We start from the raw sequence: 24,460 nt of genomic DNA, 5'->3' as shown, positions 1-24,460 counted from the left end.
AAAATGTCTAAGGTGTTCTGGTGGATGCCTTAGACATTTGATTGTCCGGGCATGGAACATTATGGTGGTTATCAATTCAGGATGGAGACGTACATATGTCTGCGATAGATGTAAAGCTTAATGTATTTGAGGGTCCACTGGATCTTCTTTTGCATTTGATAGAGAAAAACAAAGTCAATATATACGATATTCCGATCGTCACTATCACAGAGCAGTATCTGGAATATGTGAACAACATGGAGGAAGAAGATCTTGACGTCATGAGCGAATTTCTGGTCATGGCGGCGACTCTGATCAAGATCAAGTCCAAGATGCTCCTGCCGAAGGATGAGGAGGATCCTGAGGATGAAGAGGATCCTAGAGAAGAGCTCGTCAGACGACTGCTTGAGTACAAGATGTACAAGTATGCTGCCGGTGAACTGAAGGATCTGGAGATTGAGGGAAACAAGGCATTTTTCAAGAAGGCGACCATACCGGCTGAGGTGAAGAATGTCAAGCAGGAGGTCGATCCTTATGAGTTGATCTCCAAGGCTGATGTGGATCTCCAGAAGCTCAATGAGATATTCAAATCGGTTATGCGTAAGCAGGTCGACAAGGTAGATCCGATACGAAGCAAATTCAAAGAGATCGAGAGGGAGGAGATTTCCCTTGAGGAGAAGATGGCGGAGGTAAGAGAAGAAGTCAGAGGACTGGAGGGCATAAACTTCAGGACACTGCTTGAGATGCAGGCATCAAAGATGAATATCATAGTCACATTCCTTGCCATACTTGAGCTTATGAAGATAGGCGCAATAGCGATCAGACAGGAAGATATATTCGGAGAGATAATCATTGATTCTCTGGATACTATATAGAGATGAGGTAACGATGAATAACGAAGATTTACAGAATGAGGAAATAGATGAAGTAAATACCCCTTCAGAAGAGAATGAGGAGGCCAGGACGGACAAGGAGTACAGTGACGATTATCTCACATCCGCCATCGAGGCTATACTTTTCTCAGTGGGTGAGTCTGTATCGATCGACAGACTTGCCTCAGCTCTTGAGATGGACAAGAGGAAGCTTACAAAGCAGCTTGAGGGTATCATATATAATTACAACAACAGCGACAGGGGTATCAGGATCATAGATCTTGACGGTTCGCTTCAGCTCTGTACGCGCAACGAATACTATGGAATTCTCGCCAAGGTTGTCAATACACCGAAGAAGCTTTCCCTCACGGATGTTGTTCTTGAGACTTTGTCTATAATTGCATACAAACAGCCGATAACAAGGCCCGAGATCGAGGCTATAAGAGGAGTTTCATGTGTACATGCCATAAACAAGCTCATAGAGTACAATCTCGTGCAGGAGGTTGGAAGACTTGATGCTCCTGGACGACCTATCATGTTTGGAACAACAGAGGAATTCCTCAGATGCTTTGGAGTGTCATCGACAAATGATCTTCCGATGATAAGCCCTGATAAGATAGAGGACTTCAAGAAAGAAGCGCTGGAGGAAGCAGATTTCACGCTCAGTGTAGATACGACATCCGAAGAATAACAGACATGTTCCTGTAATATAATATCATGACCAATATTATGAGGATATGACGGTATATGCATATGTTTTCTACAGGAAAAAGATCACGCATAAGGCGGTTTATGTTGCTTGTTGCAGCCTGGACTGCAGCAAGTCTGGTAATACAGTTTCTCGTTGGTAACAATATATTTATAAAAGCGTATGCTGAGGAAGACAATACAGCGGATGTACAGCTATTTGCCAGAAATGCGATTCTGCTGGATGGGGAGACTGGAGATATACTATATGACAAATGTAGTGATGAGCACAGACCCAACGCCAGCACGACCAAGATACTTACATGCATACTTGCAATCGAGTGCGGGAATCTGGCGGATGATGTGACAGCTTCATCCTATGCATCCAAGATGCCTGAGGTCAGACTTGGGGTTCGTGACGGCGAGAAGTACACACTTGAAGACATGTTGTACGCCATGATGCTCGAGAGCTACAACGACGCCGCTGTAGTCATAGCGGAACATATCGGTGGCAGTGTACAGCACTTTGCGGAGATGATGAACGCAAAGGCTGAGGAGATAGGCTGCCATTCTACATATTTTATCACGCCAAATGGTCTGGATGCCCAGGATGAAAATGGCGTCCATGGCACCTCCGCGGAGGATCTTGTCAGGATCATGAGGTATTGTATTCTTATTTCACCCCAAAAGGATGAATTTCTGAAGATTACCCGAACAAAATCATACACATTCACTGATAATACCGGAAATAGAACATTTGCATGCATTAATCACAATGCATTTCTCGATATGATGCCATGCGCATTGTCAGGAAAGACCGGCTTTACCTGCGATGCTGGATATTGCTATATAGGAGCTGCGGAGGTTGAGGGACATACATATATATGGGCTCTCCTTGGCTGCGGATGGCCGAATAATAAGACTTATAAATGGAAAGATTCCAGGGCACTTGTGGCATTTGCGCAGGAACACACCATATACACGGAGCTTAAGGCGCCTGCTTCGCCTGACATCAGGATAACATATTCATCGGGCTCGTCGGCAGATGGAAGCACAGCGACAAAATGCAGGCTGAACAGGACTGTGACAGCATCTGAAGGTAGTATACAGTATGTATACAAAGTCTCGGATACATTAAAGGCACCTGTGCATAAAGGCGCTGTGGCCGGTTCGCTTGAAGTGTACCTGGACGATGAACTTATAGATGTTGAGAATGTTATTGTGTCCGAGGAGATAGCAGATGTGACATTTAAGGATGAGATAATAAAAGTTTTATATCGTGCTGCAATGTAACATTTGCCTGGCACAGGCATATCCTAAATTATCAATAATATAAGGGCGGTGCACTGAGGTATGGATATGGATTGTGTATACTACGTGGTAGGCGGTGACAGGAGAAGCTGCTATATGTCTCTCAGTCTGGCGGAGAAAGGCAGTAATGTGTTTCATTTCGATCCATATGATGCCGATCTGCTGAGACATTCGCCGGTCACCATTATTTCGGGGGCTTCAGGAGTGGGCTTTCGCAGACTGATAGAGGGCGAATGTGCGTCTCCATCTGTAGAAATGCTGAAAGCTATCATTCTTCCTGTGCCTGTTACGAGGGATGGTGAATTTGTCAACGGCAGAACCCTTCTCACCGTGAACAGCATTCTGGAATGCAGCAAGGAATTTGACATTGTGTTTGGAGGCGGGATAGGCAAATATATGTCTGATACAAACGAAAATAGTCCTTATGTATTTGATTTTCTTGCAGACGATGTTGTGGCCGAGAGAAATGCAGTTGCAACCGCGGAGGGGGCAGTCTGCGATGCGGAGGAGCTGTCTGATATTAATATAGACGGAAGCGTATGTCTGGTGACGGGATTTGGCAAATGTGCCAGGGTTCTTGCCGAAAGGCTTGCATCCTGGGGAGCAGATGTAATAGTTATGGCAAGACGTCCAAAGCAGAGGAGTGATGCGGCGCTCATAGGCTACAAGGTTATGTCATTTGAGGATATTCCGATATATAAGCATATACTGTCAGAAGTGGATTTTTGCTTCAATACAGTACCTGCGAGAGTTGTATGTGAAGATATCCTGTCTCTGCTCAGCAGACATGCGGTTGTAATAGATATAGCATCTATGCCGGGAGGGGTGGATTTTGATTATTGCAAGGAACATGATATTCCTTATAAACACAGCCTGGGAATCCCGGGTAAGCTGTCTCCAAAGACCTCGGGGATGATTCTTGCCGATGCAGTGATAGAGGCAGTGTCGGCTCACCGCTGAAATGGATTTGTATGAACTGACGCTTAATAAATAGGAGTGTATATAACATGGATTTATCAAAGTGCAATGTAGGTATGGCTATAACCGGTTCATTTTGTACCTTTGATAAGATTAAGATAGAAATAAAGAAAATGGTTGAGATGGGAATAAATGTGTATCCGATATTCTCGCCTCACTCCGCAGAGTACGACACAAGATTTGGAAAAGCTGACAAATTCGTAAATGACGTTGAGACGATAGCAGGGCGAAAGGGTATTTACACTATACAGGAGGCTGAGCCTATAGGTCCCAAGGCCTATCTTGATGCGCTGGTCATAGCACCTTGTACCGGAAACACCATCGCCAAGCTGACAAATGGAATAACAGACACATCGGTTCTCATGGCTGCGAAGGCACATCTGAGGAACAATAAGCCGCTCATCATATCGGTTTCGACAAATGATGCCATGGGTATGAACTTCAAGAATATCGGCCAGCTCATGAACATGAAAAATATTTATTTTGTTCCATTTGAACAGGATAACTGTGTGAAGAAACCCAATTCACTCATAAGCAGACTTGATCTCATCCCAGCCACCATAGAGGAGGCTCTTGAGGGAAGGCAGATACAGCCGGTTCTCATAAAGTAGTTTTACTGCACCCGATAGGGTATAAGTTTGTTGCTTATTGCGGCTATTATACCCCATCGGGTGTAGTTTTGTTTTATATAATATTTTTTATACCCGTTATGGTATAAAAAATATTATATTTGATTGAAATTATACCTTATCGGGTGTAATATATAAGGAGAATAGCGTATAAGAAGAATCACGTGTAAGAGGAATCACGTGTAGGAGGAATCACATATAAGAGGTAATAACGATGAATAAGATAGCTGAATTTATAAAGACTAACAGAAAAGAAGCGGGTCTTACACAGGAAGAATTCGCAATAAGATCAGGCCTCGGACTCAGATTTGTCCGCGAACTTGAACAGGGGAAAGAAACTGTGCGTATGGACAAGGTCAATGAAGCTCTTGCAATGTTCGGCATGGAGGCGGTTCCAGGGAGAAAGGATGATTGATGGTGGATAATACTTTTAGAACGGCTTATGTATATATAAGAAATGAATTTGCGGGAATTTTATGTGAGACCGACGAGGGATATACATTTTCTTACGATGAAGAATATCTTGATAGAGAAAATGCCAGTGCTGTATCACTTACCATGCCATTGTCGAAGGACATGTATCGATCCAAGACTTTATTTTCTTTTTTTGATGGACTCATCCCCGAGGGCTGGCTGCTTGATGTGGTCAGTAGAAATTGGAAAATAGATGTAAGGGACAGGTTTGGATTGCTGCTTGTTGCATGCCGCGATGCGATAGGCAATGTAAGTGTCAGGGAGGATCGCATATGAATTGTTTGTGCTGTGGAAAAACTTTGAAAAATGACGACGGAACAGGCTGGCATAAAGCTTGTGTGAAGAGATTTTTTATGACGACTAAGCTGCCAGACATAGATATAGATGATCAGAAACTAAAAGTTCTTGCAGAGGAAAGTATAAACAAGGGGTATACGGTCCCGGGTGTACAGAAGAAACTGTCGTTACACCTGCTTTCTGAACCAGGTAATCCAAGACTTACATTGGTAAACTACCCAACAGGATATATACTTAAACCTCAGGTTGATCAATTTAAAGCGATGCCTGAAGCGGAGCAGCTTGTGATGTCTATGGCTGATATGATAGGAATTTCAACGGTGCCGCATGCATTGATCAAAGGAAATGGGCAGATGGCATATATTACTAAAAGAGTGGATAGGATATTCGAGAAAACAACTGTTGAAATGCTTGCAATGGAAGATTTCTGTCAGTTGGACTATCGTCTTACACAGGACAAATATAAAGGTTCATACGAGCGATGTGCAAAGATCATAGAAAAATATTCAAGTCGTGTAGGTCTGGATATGGCAGAATTCTATATGAGAATTGTATTTTCTTTCGTGACTGGCAATTCCGATATGCATTTGAAGAATTTTTCGCTTATTGAAACAGAGGTGGGAAGCGGAGATTATGTTCTCTCACCAGCCTATGATCTGCTGCCGATAAATGTTATCATGCCTGAGGATACAGAGCAATTGGCGATACCGATGAATGGGAAAAAGAGAAATGTGAGAAGAAAAGATTTCCTTATATTTGCTGATGTATGTGGTTTAAGTCGGATATCAGCGGAGAAGATGATAAGTTTGGTAGTTAAAAATAAGGATAAAATGAAAAAGATGTGTGACGAATCTTATATACCTGAAAAAATGAAATCAGACTTCAATCATTTGATTGAGGAAAGAATGCTGATTTTGGCAGATTGATAAAAATTTAATATAATACGAAATCCCAGAAGTTACTTACTATCGAAATGTGATTCGAAATGTGACTTCTGGGATTTTTGTTGACTGACATAAGATAGTCCTGTAAAATATTTATTGTGAGACAGGGAGTATCACAATATAACTTTGGAGTGAAAAGTAATATATGAGAGATCCGGAAAAACTGAAAGAGGAAATGGACGAGCGCAAAAGAAAGATCCTTGATGTTGCATTTGAGCTGTTCGTAGACAAGAAGATAGAGGCGGTGAGCATGGGAGATATCGCAAGGGCTGCCGACGTGGGAAGGGCTACATTGTTTAGGTACTATCCAAGTAAGCTTGAGCTGGTCATAGCGGTATGTGCTGATCAGTGGAAGAGATACCTGGATGGCCTGGACGCGAGAAGACCTATATCGTCTGTACATGACATACCAGCCATAGACAGACTGAGATTTACCATGGACAGCTACATAGATATGTATCAGCATCACAAGGCATTGCTCAGGTACAATGACAACTTCAACTACTATGTGACACATGAAGGCAAGAACAATGATCAGCTTGTAGATTTTCACAGTTCACTGTATTCGGTGGATACAAGACTTCACATGATGTACGAGAAAGCGAGGGTGGACAAAACTATCCGGACAGACATACCGGAAGCAGAATTCATGCGTGTCACCGTCCACTCCATGATGACGGCCTGCGCTCATTATGCGGAGGGCTTCATATGGGGATCGGACGACAACAAGGACTACACGGACGAGCTGATAATGATTAAGGAAATGATACTTGATTACGCAACAAAAGGGATAAAGTAACAGAATTCACAGGAGAGACTGTTATGGAAATGGAGGTATGGAATGAGAAAGGGATTAGTATTTAAGAAGGGAATTATATTTGCACTTGCTGCAGCGGTGGTTACGTCGCCTGCGCCGGTGATCACAAAGCAATGGAACGACATTGAGACCGGTGATGATGTAACGAAAACATATGTATATGGTAAAGCCGCTTTAAAAGAAGATTTAACGATTGCAAGTGGAGAAAGCATAGAATTTGAGAGTAGTGCAAGCATCACCAATCTGGACAAGCTTATTGTTGAAGATGGAGCCACAATTCTGGTAGATGGAGCTGAACACAAACATAATACAAACGGTGATATTACATACATTTGGCAAGATGACAAAGAACATACAAAAGGAGTAGCATGCAAAGACTGTCCGATCGGATATGTGACTAAAGAGACGGAAGCACACAATTATAATTCGCAGGGATTTTGTACAGATTGCGACGCATATCAGCCGGCGGTGCTCACTACGGACAAGTATGATATTAATGAGGACGGGACAAAGGATGCGGTTTACGAGATCAGTAATGCAGGTCAGCTCTACTGGTTTGCCGGACTTGTAAATGGCACACTTTCAGGCGTAGCGCAGAATAAATCAGCCAATGCAGTCCTGACAGCGGATATTGTTGTGAATGCAAATGTTCTGAAGTCGGATGGAACCTTGAATGAGGGAACATTTAAGGAATGGACACCGATTGCAACTAGCGCAAGTCCATACACTGGTATATTTGATGGACAAAACCACACAATCAGTGGATTGTATTTCAATCAAGAGAATAGTTATGATGTAGGATTGTTCGGTCGTAACAATGGTAAGATTGCCAATGCAGGTATTTTGGATTCTTATTTCTATGGTACCAGCAAGGTAGGAGGCATGTGTGGAAATAATTATACCGGAACTATCTCAAACTGTTATAATACCGGCAGCGTTAGTGGTATAGGAACAGCAGGAGGCGTGAGTGGATATAATTATACCGGAAGCATCACAAACTGTTATAATACCGGAAACGTCAGTGGTAGTAGCGGTTTTGTAGGAGGCGTGAGCGGATATAATAGTAAAGGAACTATCATAAACAGTTATAATGCCGGCAGCGTCAGTGGCTTAGAATATGTAGGAGGCGTGAGCGGAATTAATTATACCGGAAGCATCACAGACTGCTATAATATCGGTAGCGTCAGTGGTAGCGAAGGTAATGTGGGAGGTGTGAACGGATATAATGACGGAGGAACCATCACAAATAGTTATAATGCCGGTAGCGTCAGTGGTACAGAACGTTATGTAGGAGGCGTGAGCGGATATAATGACGGAGGAACTATCACAAACTGCTATAATGTCGGTAGTGTTGGTGGTAGTGGATATGTAGGAGGCGTGAACGGATGGAATAAAGGAATTATCACAAACTGTTATAATACCGGTAGTGTCAGTGGTACAGGGGTTAATGTAGGAGGTGTGATCGGACGTAATGAATCCAATGCAAGCATTACAAACTGTTATTACGGCAGCACTATTTATACTGGAAATGCGATAGGCGCGAATGACGGAACCACTGAAAAGGTTGAAGGTAAAACGACAGAGCAATTCAAAACAGGTGAAGTTGCGTATCTCCTGCAGAACGGTCAGTCAGAAGAAATCTGGGGACAGACCATCGGAACAGACACCTATCCTGTATTACATGGTCCGAAGGTATATAAGAGCATAACTTATATGGGCTGTAACGATTCATCTGAAATTGCCTCGGTGTCATACAGCAATGAGAAAAAGGATGTATTTGGCAAACATAACTTCGAGGATGGCATATGCAGATACTGCGGTGAGAAACTTGCAGCGACAGTCACAAAAGGTGATGAGACTATATCCTGTGTTTCACTGCCAGAAGCAATAAGTTATGCCGAAAACATGCCGGACAGTGTTGTCACCGTTATGGAAGATACAAATACAGCTCTTGATATAAACAATCCCGATTCTGATTTTACTATAGACATAAATGGACATAAGACAGATGATATTGATGTAAAAAACGGAAAAATAACGATAATTGATTCTAAGACGGGAGGAGACGTAAAAGGTCATTTAGATATAAAAAAAGATTCAACAGTAACAATTGGTAATGTAAAAATTTCGGGAACGATACATACTATGGGTCAATTGATACTAAATGGTGGAGATATAAACAAGATAATTCTAGCTGATGAAACAATAAAATTATACTTTAACAACAGTGATATAAAAATCAATGACGGAATATATTTGTATGGAATATACGGAGAAAAAATAATTATAAATGCAGAGCCTCATAATGTTATTCCGATTGTTCTGGATGGAATAGGTGTACAACAAGGTGCTGCATATGCTGTAGCAGGTGATGGCATTGCGTTAAAGTCAGATTGGTTCAACGCATCATCAGATGATTCTATAATTGATCTGTCAACAAGTATAGAAGATAATAAGCTTAGAATTGGAGCATTGCTGAACGATAAAGTATATGCAGAGTTAGATGAAAATAAAAACATCATCTACTCCGGAAGTGAGTTAAAACCATCTGTAAAGGTATATTATAATTGGGACAATATGTTTTCTGTACAGCTAAAAGAAGGCTCAGATTATAATGTAACGTATTCCGACAATATCAACGCTGGCACAGCGACTGCGATTGTAACAGGAATCGGTGCTTACTCAGGAACAAAGAACGTGACATTTACCATTGAGCCAAAGAAGATCAGCAGTCCAACATTTGACGGACTTAAGCCTGAGTACACATACACAGGACAGAAGGTAGAGCCTGAGTTTGCTCTTATGGACGGTGAGACAGTCATTCCTTCAAGCGAATATGAAGTATCTTACAGTGATAACACAGAAGTTGGAACAGCAACGATAACCATCACGGATGCCACGGGCGGAAATTACGATATAAACTGCAAGGCTGAATTCGATATAGTTAAAGCTGATCCGGTTATAAGTGAACTTCCGGTGGCAGATCCGATAAGTTACGATCCACACAAAACCTTAAATGAAGCAAGCATTTCGGGCGGAGCCGTAATCGGAGTTTCAGGAGAAAACATAACCGGAACATGGAGCTGGGCTGACGATTCCACAGTTCCTGTGGTTGATGTAACAGACTATGATGTAGTATTTACCCCGGATGACCAGAAACACTACAATTCGATCAGGGGAACTATTCAGGTAAATGTCTTAAAGGCCAATGTAAACATAGCTGATCTGCCGACAGCAAGTGCAATAACATATGGCGACAGCCTTGCAAAGTCTGTTTTATACGGAGGAACAGCATATTTTGACGGTATTAACAAGGTTGAGATATTTGGAACATTTGCATGGAAGGATGATTCTCTAAAGCCGTTTGTATCTGACAGTGACAAGACGCTGTACACCGTTGTATTTACGCCGGCTGACAGTGTGAATTACAACACAGCAGAAATTGAGATCACGGTAAATGTGAGCAAGGCTGCAATGCCGAATCTGCTGTTAAGTGTAGATAATACACATAAGACCGTTGGAAGTATCGCACTTCCGGGAGACTGGGTATGGCTTGCTGCTGACACAGCCACTGCGATAAAGGCAGGCGGATCAGTGGTGGCAACAGCTGTATACGCTGGCGATGACAAGGAAAACTATGACAGCACAGAGCTAAAGGTAACCATATACAGAGCACCATGTTCAGATGGTAAGACTGTAAAGTATACACTAAAAGGAGAGAAGGCTCCAACCTGCACAAAGGCAGGAACAGGACATACAGAGTGCTCAGTCTGCGGCGATGTCATGAGCACAGGTGTGTGTGTAAAGGAACTTGGACATAAGTGGAATTCCGGCAGGGTAACAAAGAAACCTACATACACAGCAGCCGGTGTGAGGACATACACATGTACCGTGTGCAAGGCTGCGAAAACAGCAAGTATTGCCAAACTTGCAACAACTGATATAAGCAAAAAGACAAGCAAGATCACGGTTTCCGGAATAGAGAACAAGATCTACAATGGAAGAGCGCACACCCAGAGATCGCTTGTTGTCAAGGCTGGCACAAAGACGCTCAGACTGAACAAGGATTACACTGTCACCTACAGCAAGAACAAAGCGGTGGGCAAGGCAAGTGTGACAATATGTGGTAAGAATGCATATTCTGGTAAAATAACAAAGACATTTGCCATAGTAAAGGCTGCTAAGGGAAAGACATATACAGTTGGAAAGTTCAGGTACACAATAACCGGAGCAAAGGCAGACGGCACAGGAACAGTTGCAATTGCCGGAACAACGTACTCAAGGTCAGATAAAAGATTTGCATCACTGACCATCGCAGACACTGTAGTTATAGGTGATGTAAGGTTTAAGATAACATCTGTAAGCGCAAATGCATTCAGCAGATACACTGCTCTTAAGAATGTCACTATCGGCAACAATGTGACAAGCATAGGGGCAAACGCATTTTTATCATGCAAAAACCTTAAGAAGATGACGATAAAGTCAGCTAAGCTCAAGAGCGTTGGCGCAAAAGCCTTCAGTGGAACATACAGCAAAATTACATTTGCAGTACCTAGGAATAAGGCCACAGCATACAAGAAACTGATAAAGAAGGGCAGTCCTTCTGCGAAAGCAATCTATAAATAACAAATATATAAATTGCCTGTAAAAACAAGACTTTCAGAACTCTTGTACATGCAGCGTATTCGCCATTTTCGATACGCCGCATGTATACAGAAGTCTGGAAGTCTTTTTATATGTCAAGGACAATAGCATATTTTCTCAGCCAGTGATCAATCTGAAGAAGATATGCCATCATCTGAGGTCCTGCCATGAGCTGACCGAACCACGGCCTGCCGTAATCCTTTGGCGCGTTTATGAAGTTTTTCACATATTCTCTGTCGATGAGAGGCAGAAGAGGACTTTCCGGATCATTTAGCACGCAGAGAAGCCTCTTTGCAAGCTCCTGTTCATAATGAGGGTCATATGACTTTGGATATGGGCTTTTCTTTCTGTACATGATCTCGTGCGGTACGTAATCCTTCATGGCTTCTCTCAGAAGCTTTTTCTCACAGCCTTCGGAATATTTGAATTCCCATGGTACGTTGAATACATAATCAAGTATTCGTGGATCTGCAAATGGAACTCTCGCCTCAAGTCCGCTTGCCATGCTTGTTCTGTCCATTCGGTCAAGCAATGTCTGCATGAACATCCTGATATTCAGATAAGATATCTGCCTGCGCCGCTTTTCTGTATCGGATTCCCCCGGAAGAAGATTGATCTCGGACAGGAGAGAATTGTATAGTGATGACACATATCCCGGTATATCAAGACTATCTATGATGTCCGGCGACAGTACTGAGAGCCTTGGCGACAGATCCTTCATCCATGGGAATGTATCAGATGAAAGCAGTTCTTCTCTGTAGAACCATGGGTATCCTCCAAATATCTCATCCGCGCATTCCCCTGTTAGTACAACTTTGTATTCCTTTGCCACCAATGAACAGAAGTACAGAAGTGATGAATCCACGTCCGCCATGGTCGGCATATCCCTTGATTCCACGGAAGTATACAGATAGTCTGCAAGATCACTGTAATTGCAGGTGAGATATGTGTGGTCTGAACCTATGTGGGCTACCATCATATCTACATATGGTCGATCCTGCTCCGGCTGGAATGCATTTGACTTGAAATATTTAGAATTATCTTTGAAATCAAATGAGAAAGTGTGCAGCTTTTTCCCTTGCTCCCTGAGTTTTGCGGCGCATACGCTGCTGACGATTGATGAGTCGATGCCCCCCGAGAGAAATGTACATACAGGCACATCCGATACGATCTGTCTCTCTATACTGTCCTTGACAAGATAACGGACTTTTTCCACAGTGTCTTCATAGCTGTCAGTGTGAGGATTGCTGGTTATGCGGTAATATGTGAAGTCTGTCATTCCGTAGGGTGAGAATTTCATGAAATGTCCCGGCTTTACTTCGTCTATATTCTGAAATACTCCACAGCCTGGAGTCTTGGACGGCCCGATTCCGAACACCTCACATAGTCCCCGTGCATCAATGACAGGCCTTATACCTGGATAGTAGAGCAGTCCTTTGATCTCTGAGGCGAAGACAAGTGTTCCGTCATCAGTTACTGAGTAGTACAGCGGCTTCACACCGAAGTGATCCCTGTACAGATATATGGTCTGGATATGTTCGTCATATATCGCAAATGCAAATATTCCGTTCAGCCTGTGAACAAAATCGGGACCGAAGTGAAGAAAACAGTTGAGAATAACCTCTGTGTCCGAAGTTGTATCAAATGTATATCCAAGGGCGAGCAGCTCCGATTTCAGTTCCTTTGTGTTGTAGATCTCGCCGTTGTACACTATGTATATAGTATTTTCGCCGATGACCTTTTTCATAGGCTGTTCGCCTCTTGCTACGTCACGTATGGAAAGTCTTGTGTGTGCCATTCCACAGTGCGATGACAGCACTGTATTTTGTGCATCCGGACCTCTGTGAGCAAGTGCCTTATTCATGTCGTTCAATATGTATGAGTATCGTTCATGTTCGGTATTGAAAATCCTGTTGGAGTTATAGAATCCTGCGATGGAACACATATATTTACCTCTTTTTGTGGTATCTATATATTATATTGGGGAGTTGATTTTATAGAACTTTTATATAATACTATAAGTTTGATGCAAGATATGTTAAGTATTGATATAATGTATCATATTTGTTTTCGGTGAGTATGAACACAAAATCGGCAATAAGCATCATGACATTTGAACCTACAAAATATTGATAATAGAAAGAGAAATACTGCAATGAAAAACACTTTAATAAAGACTAACAAAAAATACCTTCCGGGACTTTTAAACATCGCGGTTCCAATCATGCTGAGCAATCTTATATCGCAGCTTCAGATGCTTATAGACAGAATATTTTTAGGACACGTAAACAGCATGTACATGAGCGCACTTGGCAATGTGACTTCACCGATGTGGACCACCATGTCGTTCTGTTTCTCCATCGTGACAGGAGCGTCTATACTGATAAGTCAGGGTGTTGGTGCAGGAGATACCGAACACATAGAGGAATACTCCGGTGCCATGGTGAAATACAATAATATCATACCGATACTGTTATTTTTCTTCTGGACATTCTGCGCTGAATTTGTATTCAGACTCATGGGTGTGTCAGATGGCCTGATGCCGATGTGTCTTGATTATTCCAGGTATTATGCGCCCGTATTTTTGATAACAGGACTGGGCGGTGCATTCAGCGTCATACTCCAGACATCAAACTATACCAAACCACTTGTTGTATATGGAATATTAAGATCTGGTGTAAATATACTCCTTGACTGGGTTATGATATTTGGAAGATTTGGGTTTCCAGCCATGGGGATAAAGGGTGCAGCCATAGCGACGACAATAGCGGAGTACTCTGGACTTATATTTGCAGTGATATTCGTGGTATCAAGCAAGAAACTTAACACTAAACCATCTATGAAATGGGTAGTAAAGGCACATATAAAGCCGTATCTTTTGTCGGCAAAGCTGGGAGTGAACACTGCTCTTGAGGATTTTGCATGGAATCTTGGCAATCTGCTGCTTATAAGGATTCTCAACGCCATAAATGAGATGGCTGCCGGAATTTATTCCATCATATTCAGTGTTGAAGTTCTGGCGGTTGTCATCATTGGAGCGATAGGAAACGGTACAATGACACTAACCGGTGAGGCAAAAGGAAACAATGATCTGGGTAAATACAAGGGTGTATGTGTCTGTGCGTATGGCTTGTGTATAGTAGTTGGAATCATCACACTCGGTGTCTGTCTTGCGTTTCCACAGCAGATCATATCACTTTTCACCAACGACAAGAGTATAATTGCATCGTGTGGGATATATCTGATCTTTATCAGCATCAATCTTTTCGCAAAATCAGCAAACATAGTTGTTGGCAATGCGATCAGGGGCAGTGGCAACACGATATGGATGCTCATAACACAGCTGTTTGGCACGTTGTGGGTGGTTTCTGTGGCACTTTTGTTCGTGTTTGTCCTTAAGCTTGGAATAGCCGGAGTTTTCCTTGCAGTCATAGTGGACGAGATTGTGAGAGCATTTATCAATCTCGGTAAATATCTGAGGATAGTGAAGAACTGGGGAAGCACAGACTGGGATAAGAAGACTGAATTAGCTAAACAGTGAGTGCTACATTTAGTGGTATATATAATTTAGAATAGGTGTATCAGAAAATAAAGTCTTATATGAAAGGGGAATATGATTTGATTTTAGAAACTAATAGATTAATATTACGTCACTGGCAGGAGAGTGACGTAGATATATTATTTGAATATGCAAGTGACCCTGATGTGGGACCTATAGCTGGCTGGCCTGTGCATGAGAGCAGGGAATATAGCCTTGATGTGATACGGAATGTATTTAATGGGCCGGAGTGTTATGCTGTGTGTCTGAAGGACAGCGGCCTGGTTGTCGGAGCCATTGAATTACTGTTAAACGGAAGGACAGATATGACAGACCGCGATGACGAATGTGAACTCGGATACTGGATAGGAAAGCCTCACTGGGGCAACGAATACGCACCGGAGGCGGCCAGGAGACTCATAGAACATGGATTTCTTGATCTGGGCATGAGAACAATATGGTGCGGTTACTACGATGGCAATTCCAAGTCCCGCATAGTACAGGAAAAGCTTGGATTTGTGTTTCATCATACCTGTGATGAAGTGGATGTGCCTCTTTTGAATGAAATCCGGATAGGACATACGAATATTATGACGAGAAAACATTGGCTGTGTGGAAAGATGAAGAATTCACTGTATGATCAGCTGGCCAGGGATTACTGCTGTGATGCGGCTGATATATATTCCAGTGACAATATATTTTCTGAATACAGACAGATAGAAGGACAAAGACGGTTCAAAGGACAGGAAAAGTGCCCACTCAAAATAGCTGTGGTAAATGGCAAGCTGTTATTTACCGGTCGTAGAGAGATTGTAGATGAATGCAGAAAACGCTATGAGAATGCATCTGGCAAATGGTTCATGGATATAGAGAAATTTCGTGAGCTTGACAGTATTCTTTCCAGCTACGGATGTAAATTGAAATCTGCCCACCCATTTTACCTTCCGACGGAACTGAGCGAACAGGCAGTGAGAAAAGATACTACAGATAAACTGATTGATTCGAAGTTTAAAGAAGATTTTAACCTTGTCAGGTATACGGGGGATGAGATCCTGCAATTCAAAGGAGATGACAGATGGAATGAAGCATTTTGCTTTGATGATAACACTCCTGATGTGCTGGCTGTGGCTGCTGTATCAGATGGTGAGATTATTGGTATGGCTGGCGCAAGCGCTGACAGTGACGACTTCTGGCAGATTGGTATAAATGTTGTTCAAGATGCTGAGGGAAGGCATGTGGGTACATCGCTGGTATCTGAACTCACTATGGATATACTCAGAAGTGGCAGGATACCATATTATGGAACTGGCATGTCCCATATAGCCTCCCAGAGAGTTGCCGCTGCGGCAGGTTATGATGTGTTCTGGTTTGAACTGCTGGCGGGCAAGTAAAAGAATCGTTGACACATCTTCATGTTAATGATAAAATAATCACATCTAAGGGTCGTAAAACGACCGGGAAATAGTCAAATGCTATGACGAGGAGGAGTACATGCATCCCCCCGATCAACAGAGAGAAGACGGTGGTGAGAGTCTTCATCAGGAATGTGTGGAAGGTAGCCTTCGAGCAGTGGATTGAAAGATTGCAGCATACATATTTGTCGGCTGTTGTCGAGTAGGTTTCAACGGTTTTCCCCGTTACAGGAATAAGATATTAATAATGATTACAGTGATAATTTATTATAGTATCTGATGAGTGCAGACATTTGTCTGAATTTAGGTGGTACCACGGATATGAACATATTCGCCCTAAGCGTAAAACAGTTGCGCTTAGGGCTTTTTCTATGCAAGGGGTGCATATATACATCCCGAGGCGTAAGTTTAGATTATCATGAACTTTACAGGAGGTATAAGATATGGAGATCAATGGAGCAAAGATGTTTGTAAAAGCGTTGCAGGAAGAGGGAGTAGACACTCTGTTCGCATACCCTGGTGGAACAGCGATAGACCTGTTTGATGCGTTGTATGATGCAGAAGGTATTGATATGATACTTCCAAGACACGAGCAGGCACTTGTTCATGCAGCGGACGGATATGCACGTTCAACAGGAAGAGTTGGAGTGTGTCTGGTAACAAGCGGTCCGGGTGCGACAAACCTTGTAACAGGAATTGCCACAGCCAACTACGACAGTGTGCCACTGGTATGTTTTACAGGACAGGTTCCGTTGAACCTTATTGGAAATGATGCTTTTCAGGAGGTTGACATAGTAGGGATTACAAGAAGCATATGCAAGTACGCAGTCACAGTAAGAAAGAGAGAGGATCTTGCAAGGATCATTAAAAATGCTTTTTACATAGCAAGAACCGGAAAGCCGGGTCCTGTAGTTGTTGATATTCCTAAGGATATACAGCTTGCCATGGGAAGTGACGAGTATCCATCAGAGGTAAATATCAGAGGTTACAAGCCTTCAGAGGGCGTACATGTCGGACAGATCAAGAGAGCCCTTGCGGAGCTTAAGAATGCAAAGAAGCCTGTGTTCCTTTGTGGCGGTGGTGTAAATATCGCCCATGCAAGAAAAGAGATGCAGCAGCTTGCGGAGAAGACAGGTATCCCTGTAGTCACAACCATCATGGGAAAAGGTGCGATACCTACAGATCATCCACTGTATGTAGGTAACATCGGTATGCATGGTAACTTGGCATCCAACAAAGCTATCATGGAGAGCGATGTACTTTTCTCCATCGGATGTAGATTTAACGACCGAATAACAGGTACTATAGATACATTTGCCAAGAATGCCAAGATCATACATGTTGATATAGATGCAGCGTCCATATCAAGAAATATAAAGGTAGATATACCTATCGTTGCTGATGCCAAGGTTGCCATATCCAAGATGCTTGAATATGCAGAACCTCTTGATATCAAAGGCTGGGTGGATGACATTATGAATGTCAAGGCTGAGTATCCTATCAACATGAACAGATATGATGGTGTGACCCCTGAGGCTATCATCAGAACCATAAACGATATGTACAGCAATCTCATCGTTACAACTGATGTTGGACAGAATCAGCTCTGGACAACGCAGTACATTGATATAGACGAGAACAAACAGCTCTTAACTTCTGGAGGTCTTGGAACCATGGGTTATGGATTTCCTGCTGCCATAGGCGCAAAGCTTGGCAACATGGATAAAGATGTTATCTGTATATCCGGAGACGGCGGAGTCCAGATGAACATTCAGGAGATGGCTACAGCTGTTGCGCTTGAGCTTCCTGTTACCCTCTGTATACTGAACAACGGCTATCTCGGCAATGTACGCCAGTGGCAGGAGCTGTTCTTCAATAAGAGATACAGCAGTACATGTCTCAGATATAGAAGAAGATGCAACAGAGACTGTCAGAATCCGGATAAATGCTGTCCAAAGTATTCTCCTGACTTTGTAAAACTGGCAGAGAGCTATGATGCAAAGGGCATCAGAGTTACAAAGCCTGAGGAAATCAGGCCGGCATTTGAGGCTGCCAGGGCAAATACAAACGGACCTACAGTTATAGAATTCTTCATCGATCCTACGGCCAACGTATTTCCTATGGTTCCGGGTGGAAAGTCACTGAATGACATGATACTTGACTGCTGATATTGATAAATTGATTTTATATTAGTAATAGAATGTACATATATAGATTTGTATATTATCCAGATGAAAGGGGTATATAGAATGAGCGTAAAGAAGAGATGGATATGCCTGTTCGTAGAGAATGAGGTAGGTGTACTTGCAAGAATTTCAGGTTTGTTTTCAAGCAAATCATACAATATAGATACTATAACCGTTGGAGTAACCGAGGATGAGACAATATCCAGAATGACCATCGGTTTCACCAGTGATGACAGGACATTTGAGCAGGTGAAAAAACAGCTCAATAGAAGTGTGGAGGTTATCAAGGTCGTCGACTACACAGATATTGCAATCCACAACAACGAGATCTTATATGTCAAGGTCAATAGCTGCTCAAATGAAGATAAGGACGAGGTGTTCCGAATTGCAAATGCATTTGGCTATAAGATAACAGATTATAATAAGAAATCTGTGCTTGTTGAGTGTGTCCAGACGGATGCAAAGAACGACAATGCCATAAAGCTGTTCAAGGAGAGCTTCCCTAACAGGATAGAGGTTGTAAGAGGCGGCAGTGTTGCAGTTGAAGCGATAAGCATGTCGGACAGATAGTATGACCAGAAAAGAACTGTCACAATGATATTGTTGAAAAAATAGTCTGTAAAAAGATTATGAAAGGATCCGTAAAATGAAATTTGTTATACAGCGTGTAAATCACGCATCAGTAGAGGTGGATGGCAAAGTGATCGGCAGCATACAGAAAGGTTTTCTGGTTTTTGTCGGAGTATACGATTCGGATACCAAAGAGATTGCTGACAAGATGATAAACAAGCTTGTGAAGATGAGGATATTTGCCGACGAAAATGGCAAGACAAATCTTGACATAAACAGTGTAAACGGCCAACTCCTGATCGTTTCACAGTTTACCTTGTGCGCAGACTGCCGGAAGGGCAACAGACCATCATTTACTGGTGCAGGAGCGCCTGATATGGCCAATGAGATGTATGAGTATATAATTGAAAGATGCCGTGAGTTTGTTCCTGTGGTGGAACATGGAGAATTTGGCGCAGATATGAAAGTGGATCTGTCCAATGATGGGCCATTTACCATATTACTTGACAGTAATGAATTGTAATATATCCATGATTTGCCGAAAAAATTGTAATATATTGGGAAAATTTTATAAAATCCAACAATATTGTTGAAAAAATGAATATTTGTTAATATAATTACAAGTGGAGTTTCTATATGCAAAGGATAATATTATAGAGAGAACTAATACTGAAAAGGAGAACTATACAATGACAAAGGATCAGATTGAATCTAAAACCTTTAAAAAAGGACTTTTTGGATATAATAAGGATGAGGTTAACAGCTTCCTGCGCTCAGTTGCAGAAGATTATGCAGAACTTGAGACAAAGTATGCAGCTCTTGAGTCAGAGAACGAAGTGTCAAAGAAGAACCTTATGGAGAACAGCGTAAAGATTTATGAGCTTGAGAAGCAGCTCGAGCAGGCTGCTCCTGGTTCCAAGAAGGAAGCCAACGCAGCAAATGCTGAGGCTAACAAGATAATAAACGACGCTAAGAAGAAGGCTAACGAGGTTATCGCAAATGCAAAGGCTGAGCTTGCCAAGCTCAAGGAAGAGATGGAGACACTCAAGAGCGGATCAAGTGCAAAGGTTGCTGAGGCTGCAAATAAGGTTGAAGCTGCAGTTGAGGCGGATCCTATAACAAAGCTTAAGATGAAGTCGCAGGGCGGAGATGCACCTCAGAAGCTCAAGATGACACCAAAGGCTGCTCCAGAGGCAGAGCCAAAGCCGGCAGCATTCACAGGTAAGAGTGCTCAGGCTGCTCAGGAGGAAGAAGAGGAAGAACTTATTGTTGGTGAAGTAGAAGAAGGAGTAAAGCGTAATCAGGTACTTATCGGAGATGGCGATGAGGATGCAGACTTCGAGTTCTTATAAAGATTGGGTGTTTATATGACGTATAAAGAATGCGTGGAGTGTATCGACGGCGTTCTCAGTTCTTTGGAATTGGCGGATATTGATGATTGTTGTCTTCAGTTCAATGTTATCGGCAATGATAGTGGGGTGTTCTACATAGATATAAGGGATCATGTTGCCAGATTAACAGAGAATTCGGACAGGGAGTATAAGGTTAAATATGTATTTACAGTTCCAGTTCTTTCAAGACTTTTGAGAAGAGTTGTCGATCCGATGTATGCGTATACTACAAGTAAATATAAGATGATGGGAGATGTGTCTTTGGGAAGATGCATACTCGTCAAACTCTGCGAGGCTTCGGCCTGACAGATAAATAAAGAAAACCGGTGGTATCATGATAGATCCGCCGGTTTTCTTTTGTTGTATAAGCACAGCATGTGTAATTGTATAAGCGCGCAGGCTTAAAATGTATTTTTTACAGAAGATCAGCAACTTCTTTGAGAAGTCTCTCTGTCTTATCCCATCCAAGACAAGGATCTGTGATAGACTTACCATAGCATCCACCATCTACTGGCTGGTTGCCGTCTTCGATATAACTCTCAACCATAACACCCTTTACAAGATTCTTGATCTCAGAATCGTAATTCCTGCTGTGGATTATCTCTTTGACAATTCTTGGCTGTTCAATAAATTTCTTGCCAGAATTATTGTGGTTGGCATCAACTATACATGCATGATTTACGAGGTTGAACTTCTTGTATGTGTCAGCAAGGAGCCTGAGATCCTCATAGTGATAATTGGATATAGACTGTCCATGCTTATTCAGTGCACCTCTCAATATACAATGTGTCAAAGGATTTCCGTCTGTATGTGCCTCCCATCCAGAATAAAGGAATGTGTGGTGATGCTGTCCTGCTATACAGGAATTCATCATAACGTTGTAGTCACCACTTGTAGGATTCTTCATACCTACAGGAACATCCATTCCACTTGCGGTAAGTCTGTGCTGCTGATCCTCAACAGAACGTGCGCCTATGGCAACGTAAGAGAGGATATCATCTACATACTGCCAGTTTTCTGAATAAAGCATCTCATCAGCAGCGGTGAGTCCTGTCTCCCTGATAGCTCTTATATGCATTTTTCTGATGGCGTAAAGGCCCTCGAGCATGTCTGATGCCTTTGTAGGATCAGGCTGATGGAGCATTCCTTTGTAACCATCACCAGTAGTTCTTGGCTTGTTAGTATATATACGTGGAATGACCAGTATCTTATCCTTAACTTCATCTGCAACCTTTGCAAGACGATTCTGATAATCGCAAACAGCATCCTCATTATCTGCTGAACAAGGTCCGATAATAAATATAAATCGGTCATCATCGCCTACGAAAATTTTTCTGATTTCTTCATCTCTTCTGGCTTTGATGGCTTTCAACTCGCTTGAAAGAGGGTATAGTTCCTTGATCTCATCGCCAGTTGGTACTCGTTTAACTAATTTCATACTCATGAAACATGTCCTCCTTTTTTCTAGCCATTGATTATATCAGAAAAACTTTACAAAATAAAGAAAATAATACTATATTGGTGGGATAAAAAGTCATATTGCCGGATAAATGCATAATATAATATATAAACAGAAACTGAAAGAGGAGTTGTATGCTGCATTTTCCGGATAGAAAAAAGATGGGCAGGAAGAAAAATATCAGAAGATTATCTGTTATAACGGTACTCATCTTTATCATATTTGCAAACACAATGAGTACGAATCTTATGGTATATGCAGAGGAACAGACAGAGACTCAGGCGGCAGACCAGACAGAAGTTCTGGAGGTGGAATCTCCAAGCTGTATACTCGTTGAGGCATCCACAGGTCAGGTGTTATTTGAAAAAAACTGTGATGAAGCCATGGCTCCGGCTTCGGTTACAAAGGTTATGACGCTTCTTCTGGCTTTTGAGGCGATAGAGGCCGGACAAATGACTCTTGATGATATTGTAACTGTGAGTGAACATGCTGCGTCCATGGGCGGATCGCAATGCTTCTTTGAGGCAGGAGAAGAACAGACTGTTGAAGATATGATAAAGTGTATTATAATTGCATCCGGAAACGATGCGGCTGTTGCCATGGCGGAAAAGGTTGCCGGAAGCGAAGAAGCGTTTGTGAAAAAGATGAATGAGAGGGCTGCTGAGCTGGGGATGACAAATGCAAGTTTCAAAAATGCGTGTGGCCTGGATGTGGATGGACATAAAATGTCAGCACGGGATATCTCTATAATGTCCAGAGAACTCATAACAAAATATCCTGCCATCTTTGATTATTCAGGCATATGGATGGATTCGATCATACATAAAACACGAAGGGGCGAGAGTCGGTTTGATCTCGTCAACACAAATAAATTTTTGAATATGTATACAGGAGCAACCGGCCTTAAGACAGGTTTCACAAATACCGCAAAATATTGCATGTCGGCGACTGCTGAGAAGGACGGCATACAGCTTATTGCTGTCATCATGGGAGCTGATACAAAGGATATCAGAAACAAAGACGCCTGCAGGCTGCTTGATTATGGATATTCGATGTGCCAGAAATATACAGATCTGAATATTCTTCAGGAAAAAGAGATTTCCATAGACAATGGCACCGAAAGTTGTGTTACAATTAAGACCGACTCACAATTCACCGGGATCCTGCTTGCGGGAGAACACGCGGAGGATGTGAAGAAGAAACTGGAGATGAGAGATCCGCTGACTGCCCCGGTTGACAGTGGTGAAGAGCTTGGAAAGATGAGCTATTATATTGGCGAGAGGTGCATCGGTTCAGTGCCGATATATGCGGCGGAGAAGGTTGATTCCATGAGTATGAAGTACGCTTTCGTTAAAGTGCTCAAGTTACAATTTACATATTGAGGTTAAATACATGAAGATTTTTTTAGTTGTAGTTATCGTACTATGCATTATAACGCTTGTTAATGTTTTGATAGAGAGTTACCGCGAAAACAGAAGAATCTCGTTTTCAAATTATCAACTGCATGACAGGAGAATAAGAAAAAAAGCCCGGATAGTCATGATATCAGATCTCCACAGTGCGGAATTTGGAAAGGACAACGAGAAGCTTATAAGCTGTATAGAAAAGATCAATCCGGATTTCATACTGGTGGCGGGGGATATAATAGTCGGAAAGCCGGGACTTACAGTAGATATAGGTATACATTTCCTGAATGAACTTGGCAAGCGTTTTCCTGTGTATATGGGAAAAGGAAATCATGAGATGCGCGCATCCATATATGAAAAATATGGTGATATGTGGAACAGGTTATATGAAGGAACAAAAGATAACATCACCTGGCTTATAAATGAAAGTGTTCATCTTGATGAATACAATGTCACGATATACGGACTTGACATGAAGACGGAATATTACAGAAGATTCAAAAAGCTCGATATGGATGAAGAGTATCTGCTGAATGAACTTCCACCGATAAGCAGATCCGATTACAATATACTTATAGGACATGATCCCGATTATTTTGAAGAATATTCCCGATGGGGCGCTGATCTTACTGTATCCGGCCATGTACATGGTGGACTTGTGATCCTGCCATTTCTCGGAGGCGTGATATCGCCTATGATCAGACTGTTTCCAAAGTACTATAAGGGGTTATATTCCTGCGATGGACATAATATGATAGTCTGTGCAGGACTCGGACTTCACACTATCCGAATCAGAGTTAATAACGAACCGGATCTGGTGACCATCAATTTGTCCAGATAACAGTGCGTTAGCCTCTTATATTTAA

21 protein-coding genes and 1 other annotated feature are annotated in these 24,460 nt (G+C 42.2%); of the genes, 19 read left to right on the top strand and 2 right to left on the bottom strand.

Going from position 1 to position 24,460, the window contains the following annotated elements; genetic code table 11:
* Positions 1–95: 95 nt before the first annotated feature.
* The 10 genes from GT575_RS09900 (at position 96) to GT575_RS09855 (ending at position 11,614) form a co-directional block, all read left to right on the top strand.
* Positions 96–854 (top strand): segregation and condensation protein A, encoded by a 759-nt coding sequence (locus tag GT575_RS09900; RefSeq protein WP_022216424.1) that lies wholly within the window; start codon positions 96–98, stop codon positions 852–854.
* Positions 855–867: 13 nt separating this feature from the next.
* Positions 868–1,542, top strand: a complete 675-nt coding sequence (gene scpB, locus GT575_RS09895) for an SMC-Scp complex subunit ScpB (RefSeq protein WP_015534975.1) — start codon at positions 868–870, stop codon at positions 1,540–1,542.
* Between the two features lie 101 nt (positions 1,543–1,643).
* Positions 1,644–2,831: a D-alanyl-D-alanine carboxypeptidase family protein gene (locus GT575_RS09890; protein ID WP_161171932.1), complete on the top strand. Its 1,188-nt coding sequence runs from the start codon at positions 1,644–1,646 to the stop codon at positions 2,829–2,831.
* Between the two features lie 60 nt (positions 2,832–2,891).
* Positions 2,892–3,809, top strand: coding sequence for a dipicolinate synthase subunit DpsA (locus tag GT575_RS09885; RefSeq protein ID WP_055144393.1), 918 nt, complete (start codon positions 2,892–2,894; stop codon positions 3,807–3,809).
* Positions 3,810–3,856: 47 nt separating this feature from the next.
* Positions 3,857–4,438 (top strand): dipicolinate synthase subunit B, encoded by a 582-nt coding sequence (locus GT575_RS09880; RefSeq protein WP_015534973.1) that lies wholly within the window; start codon positions 3,857–3,859, stop codon positions 4,436–4,438.
* 232 nt (positions 4,439–4,670) lie between these two features.
* A complete protein-coding gene (locus GT575_RS09875; RefSeq protein WP_015534972.1) occupies positions 4,671–4,871 on the top strand; it encodes a type II toxin-antitoxin system Y4mF family antitoxin in 201 nt (66 codons plus the stop codon).
* The gene (locus GT575_RS09870) at positions 4,871–5,206 is read left to right on the top strand and encodes a HipA N-terminal domain-containing protein (RefSeq protein ID WP_022216427.1); all 336 of its coding nucleotides are present in this window, start codon (positions 4,871–4,873) and stop codon (positions 5,204–5,206) included. The genes GT575_RS09875 and GT575_RS09870 overlap by 1 nt, the downstream gene beginning before the upstream one ends.
* Positions 5,203–6,153 (top strand): HipA domain-containing protein, encoded by a 951-nt coding sequence (locus GT575_RS09865; RefSeq protein WP_015534970.1) that lies wholly within the window; start codon positions 5,203–5,205, stop codon positions 6,151–6,153. The genes GT575_RS09870 and GT575_RS09865 overlap by 4 nt, the downstream gene beginning before the upstream one ends.
* Before the next feature lie 163 nt (positions 6,154–6,316).
* A complete protein-coding gene (locus tag GT575_RS09860; protein ID WP_022216428.1) occupies positions 6,317–6,970 on the top strand; it encodes a TetR/AcrR family transcriptional regulator in 654 nt (217 codons plus the stop codon).
* A gap of 42 nt (positions 6,971–7,012) precedes the next feature.
* On the top strand, positions 7,013–11,614 hold the full coding sequence (locus GT575_RS09855; protein ID WP_161171931.1) for a leucine-rich repeat protein: 4,602 nt from the start codon (positions 7,013–7,015) through the stop codon (positions 11,612–11,614).
* 106 nt (positions 11,615–11,720) lie between these two features.
* Here GT575_RS09855 and asnB read toward each other — a convergent pair whose 3' ends face one another.
* Entirely contained in the window at positions 11,721–13,577 is a 1,857-nt protein-coding gene (gene asnB, locus GT575_RS09850) for an asparagine synthase (glutamine-hydrolyzing) (RefSeq protein WP_161171930.1), read from the bottom strand.
* A gap of 210 nt (positions 13,578–13,787) precedes the next feature.
* On the opposite strand from asnB, the gene GT575_RS09845 reads away from it, so the two are divergent.
* From GT575_RS09845 to GT575_RS09815, 7 genes are all read left to right on the top strand, one after another.
* Positions 13,788–15,173 carry an MATE family efflux transporter gene (locus tag GT575_RS09845; RefSeq protein ID WP_161171929.1) on the top strand — a complete coding sequence of 462 codons (1,386 nt, stop codon included), beginning with the start codon at positions 13,788–13,790 and terminating at the stop codon, positions 15,171–15,173.
* Positions 15,174–15,250: 77 nt separating this feature from the next.
* Entirely contained in the window at positions 15,251–16,561 is a 1,311-nt protein-coding gene (locus GT575_RS15140) for a GNAT family N-acetyltransferase (protein ID WP_243147874.1), read from the top strand.
* Between the two features lie 74 nt (positions 16,562–16,635).
* Positions 16,636–16,924: a binding site (T-box leader), on the top strand.
* 101 nt (positions 16,925–17,025) lie between these two features.
* A complete protein-coding gene (ilvB, locus tag GT575_RS09835; RefSeq protein ID WP_055222683.1) occupies positions 17,026–18,750 on the top strand; it encodes a biosynthetic-type acetolactate synthase large subunit in 1,725 nt (574 codons plus the stop codon).
* 81 nt (positions 18,751–18,831) lie between these two features.
* A complete protein-coding gene (gene ilvN / locus GT575_RS09830; protein WP_022216434.1) occupies positions 18,832–19,338 on the top strand; it encodes an acetolactate synthase small subunit in 507 nt (168 codons plus the stop codon).
* Positions 19,339–19,414: 76 nt separating this feature from the next.
* A complete protein-coding gene (dtd, locus tag GT575_RS09825; protein ID WP_022216435.1) occupies positions 19,415–19,861 on the top strand; it encodes a D-aminoacyl-tRNA deacylase in 447 nt (148 codons plus the stop codon).
* A 166-nt stretch (positions 19,862–20,027) separates the two neighbouring features.
* Complete coding sequence (locus tag GT575_RS09820; RefSeq protein WP_055144408.1) at positions 20,028–20,690, top strand: DivIVA domain-containing protein; 663 nt, start codon at positions 20,028–20,030, stop codon at positions 20,688–20,690.
* 15 nt (positions 20,691–20,705) lie between these two features.
* A complete protein-coding gene (locus GT575_RS09815; RefSeq protein ID WP_015534963.1) occupies positions 20,706–21,035 on the top strand; it encodes an SCP-2 sterol transfer family in 330 nt (109 codons plus the stop codon).
* A gap of 109 nt (positions 21,036–21,144) precedes the next feature.
* On the opposite strand, the gene GT575_RS09810 is transcribed toward GT575_RS09815, so the two are convergent.
* Positions 21,145–22,173 carry a 3-deoxy-7-phosphoheptulonate synthase gene (locus GT575_RS09810; protein ID WP_022216437.1) on the bottom strand — a complete coding sequence of 343 codons (1,029 nt, stop codon included), beginning with the start codon at positions 22,171–22,173 and terminating at the stop codon, positions 21,145–21,147.
* Positions 22,174–22,322: 149 nt separating this feature from the next.
* Between GT575_RS09810 and GT575_RS09805 the strand changes: the two genes are divergently transcribed.
* Both GT575_RS09805 and GT575_RS09800 read left to right on the top strand, forming a co-directional pair.
* Positions 22,323–23,570 (top strand): D-alanyl-D-alanine carboxypeptidase family protein, encoded by a 1,248-nt coding sequence (locus GT575_RS09805; RefSeq protein WP_161171928.1) that lies wholly within the window; start codon positions 22,323–22,325, stop codon positions 23,568–23,570.
* A gap of 10 nt (positions 23,571–23,580) precedes the next feature.
* Positions 23,581–24,435: a metallophosphoesterase gene (locus tag GT575_RS09800; RefSeq protein ID WP_243147873.1), complete on the top strand. Its 855-nt coding sequence runs from the start codon at positions 23,581–23,583 to the stop codon at positions 24,433–24,435.
* Positions 24,436–24,460 lie beyond the last annotated feature (25 nt).

The organism is Coprococcus sp. BIOML-A2 (assembly GCF_009875795.1).
Taxonomy (GTDB): domain Bacteria; phylum Bacillota; class Clostridia; order Lachnospirales; family Lachnospiraceae; genus Coprococcus; species Coprococcus aceti.
This window is presented reverse-complemented; position numbering and strand designations above follow the sequence as displayed.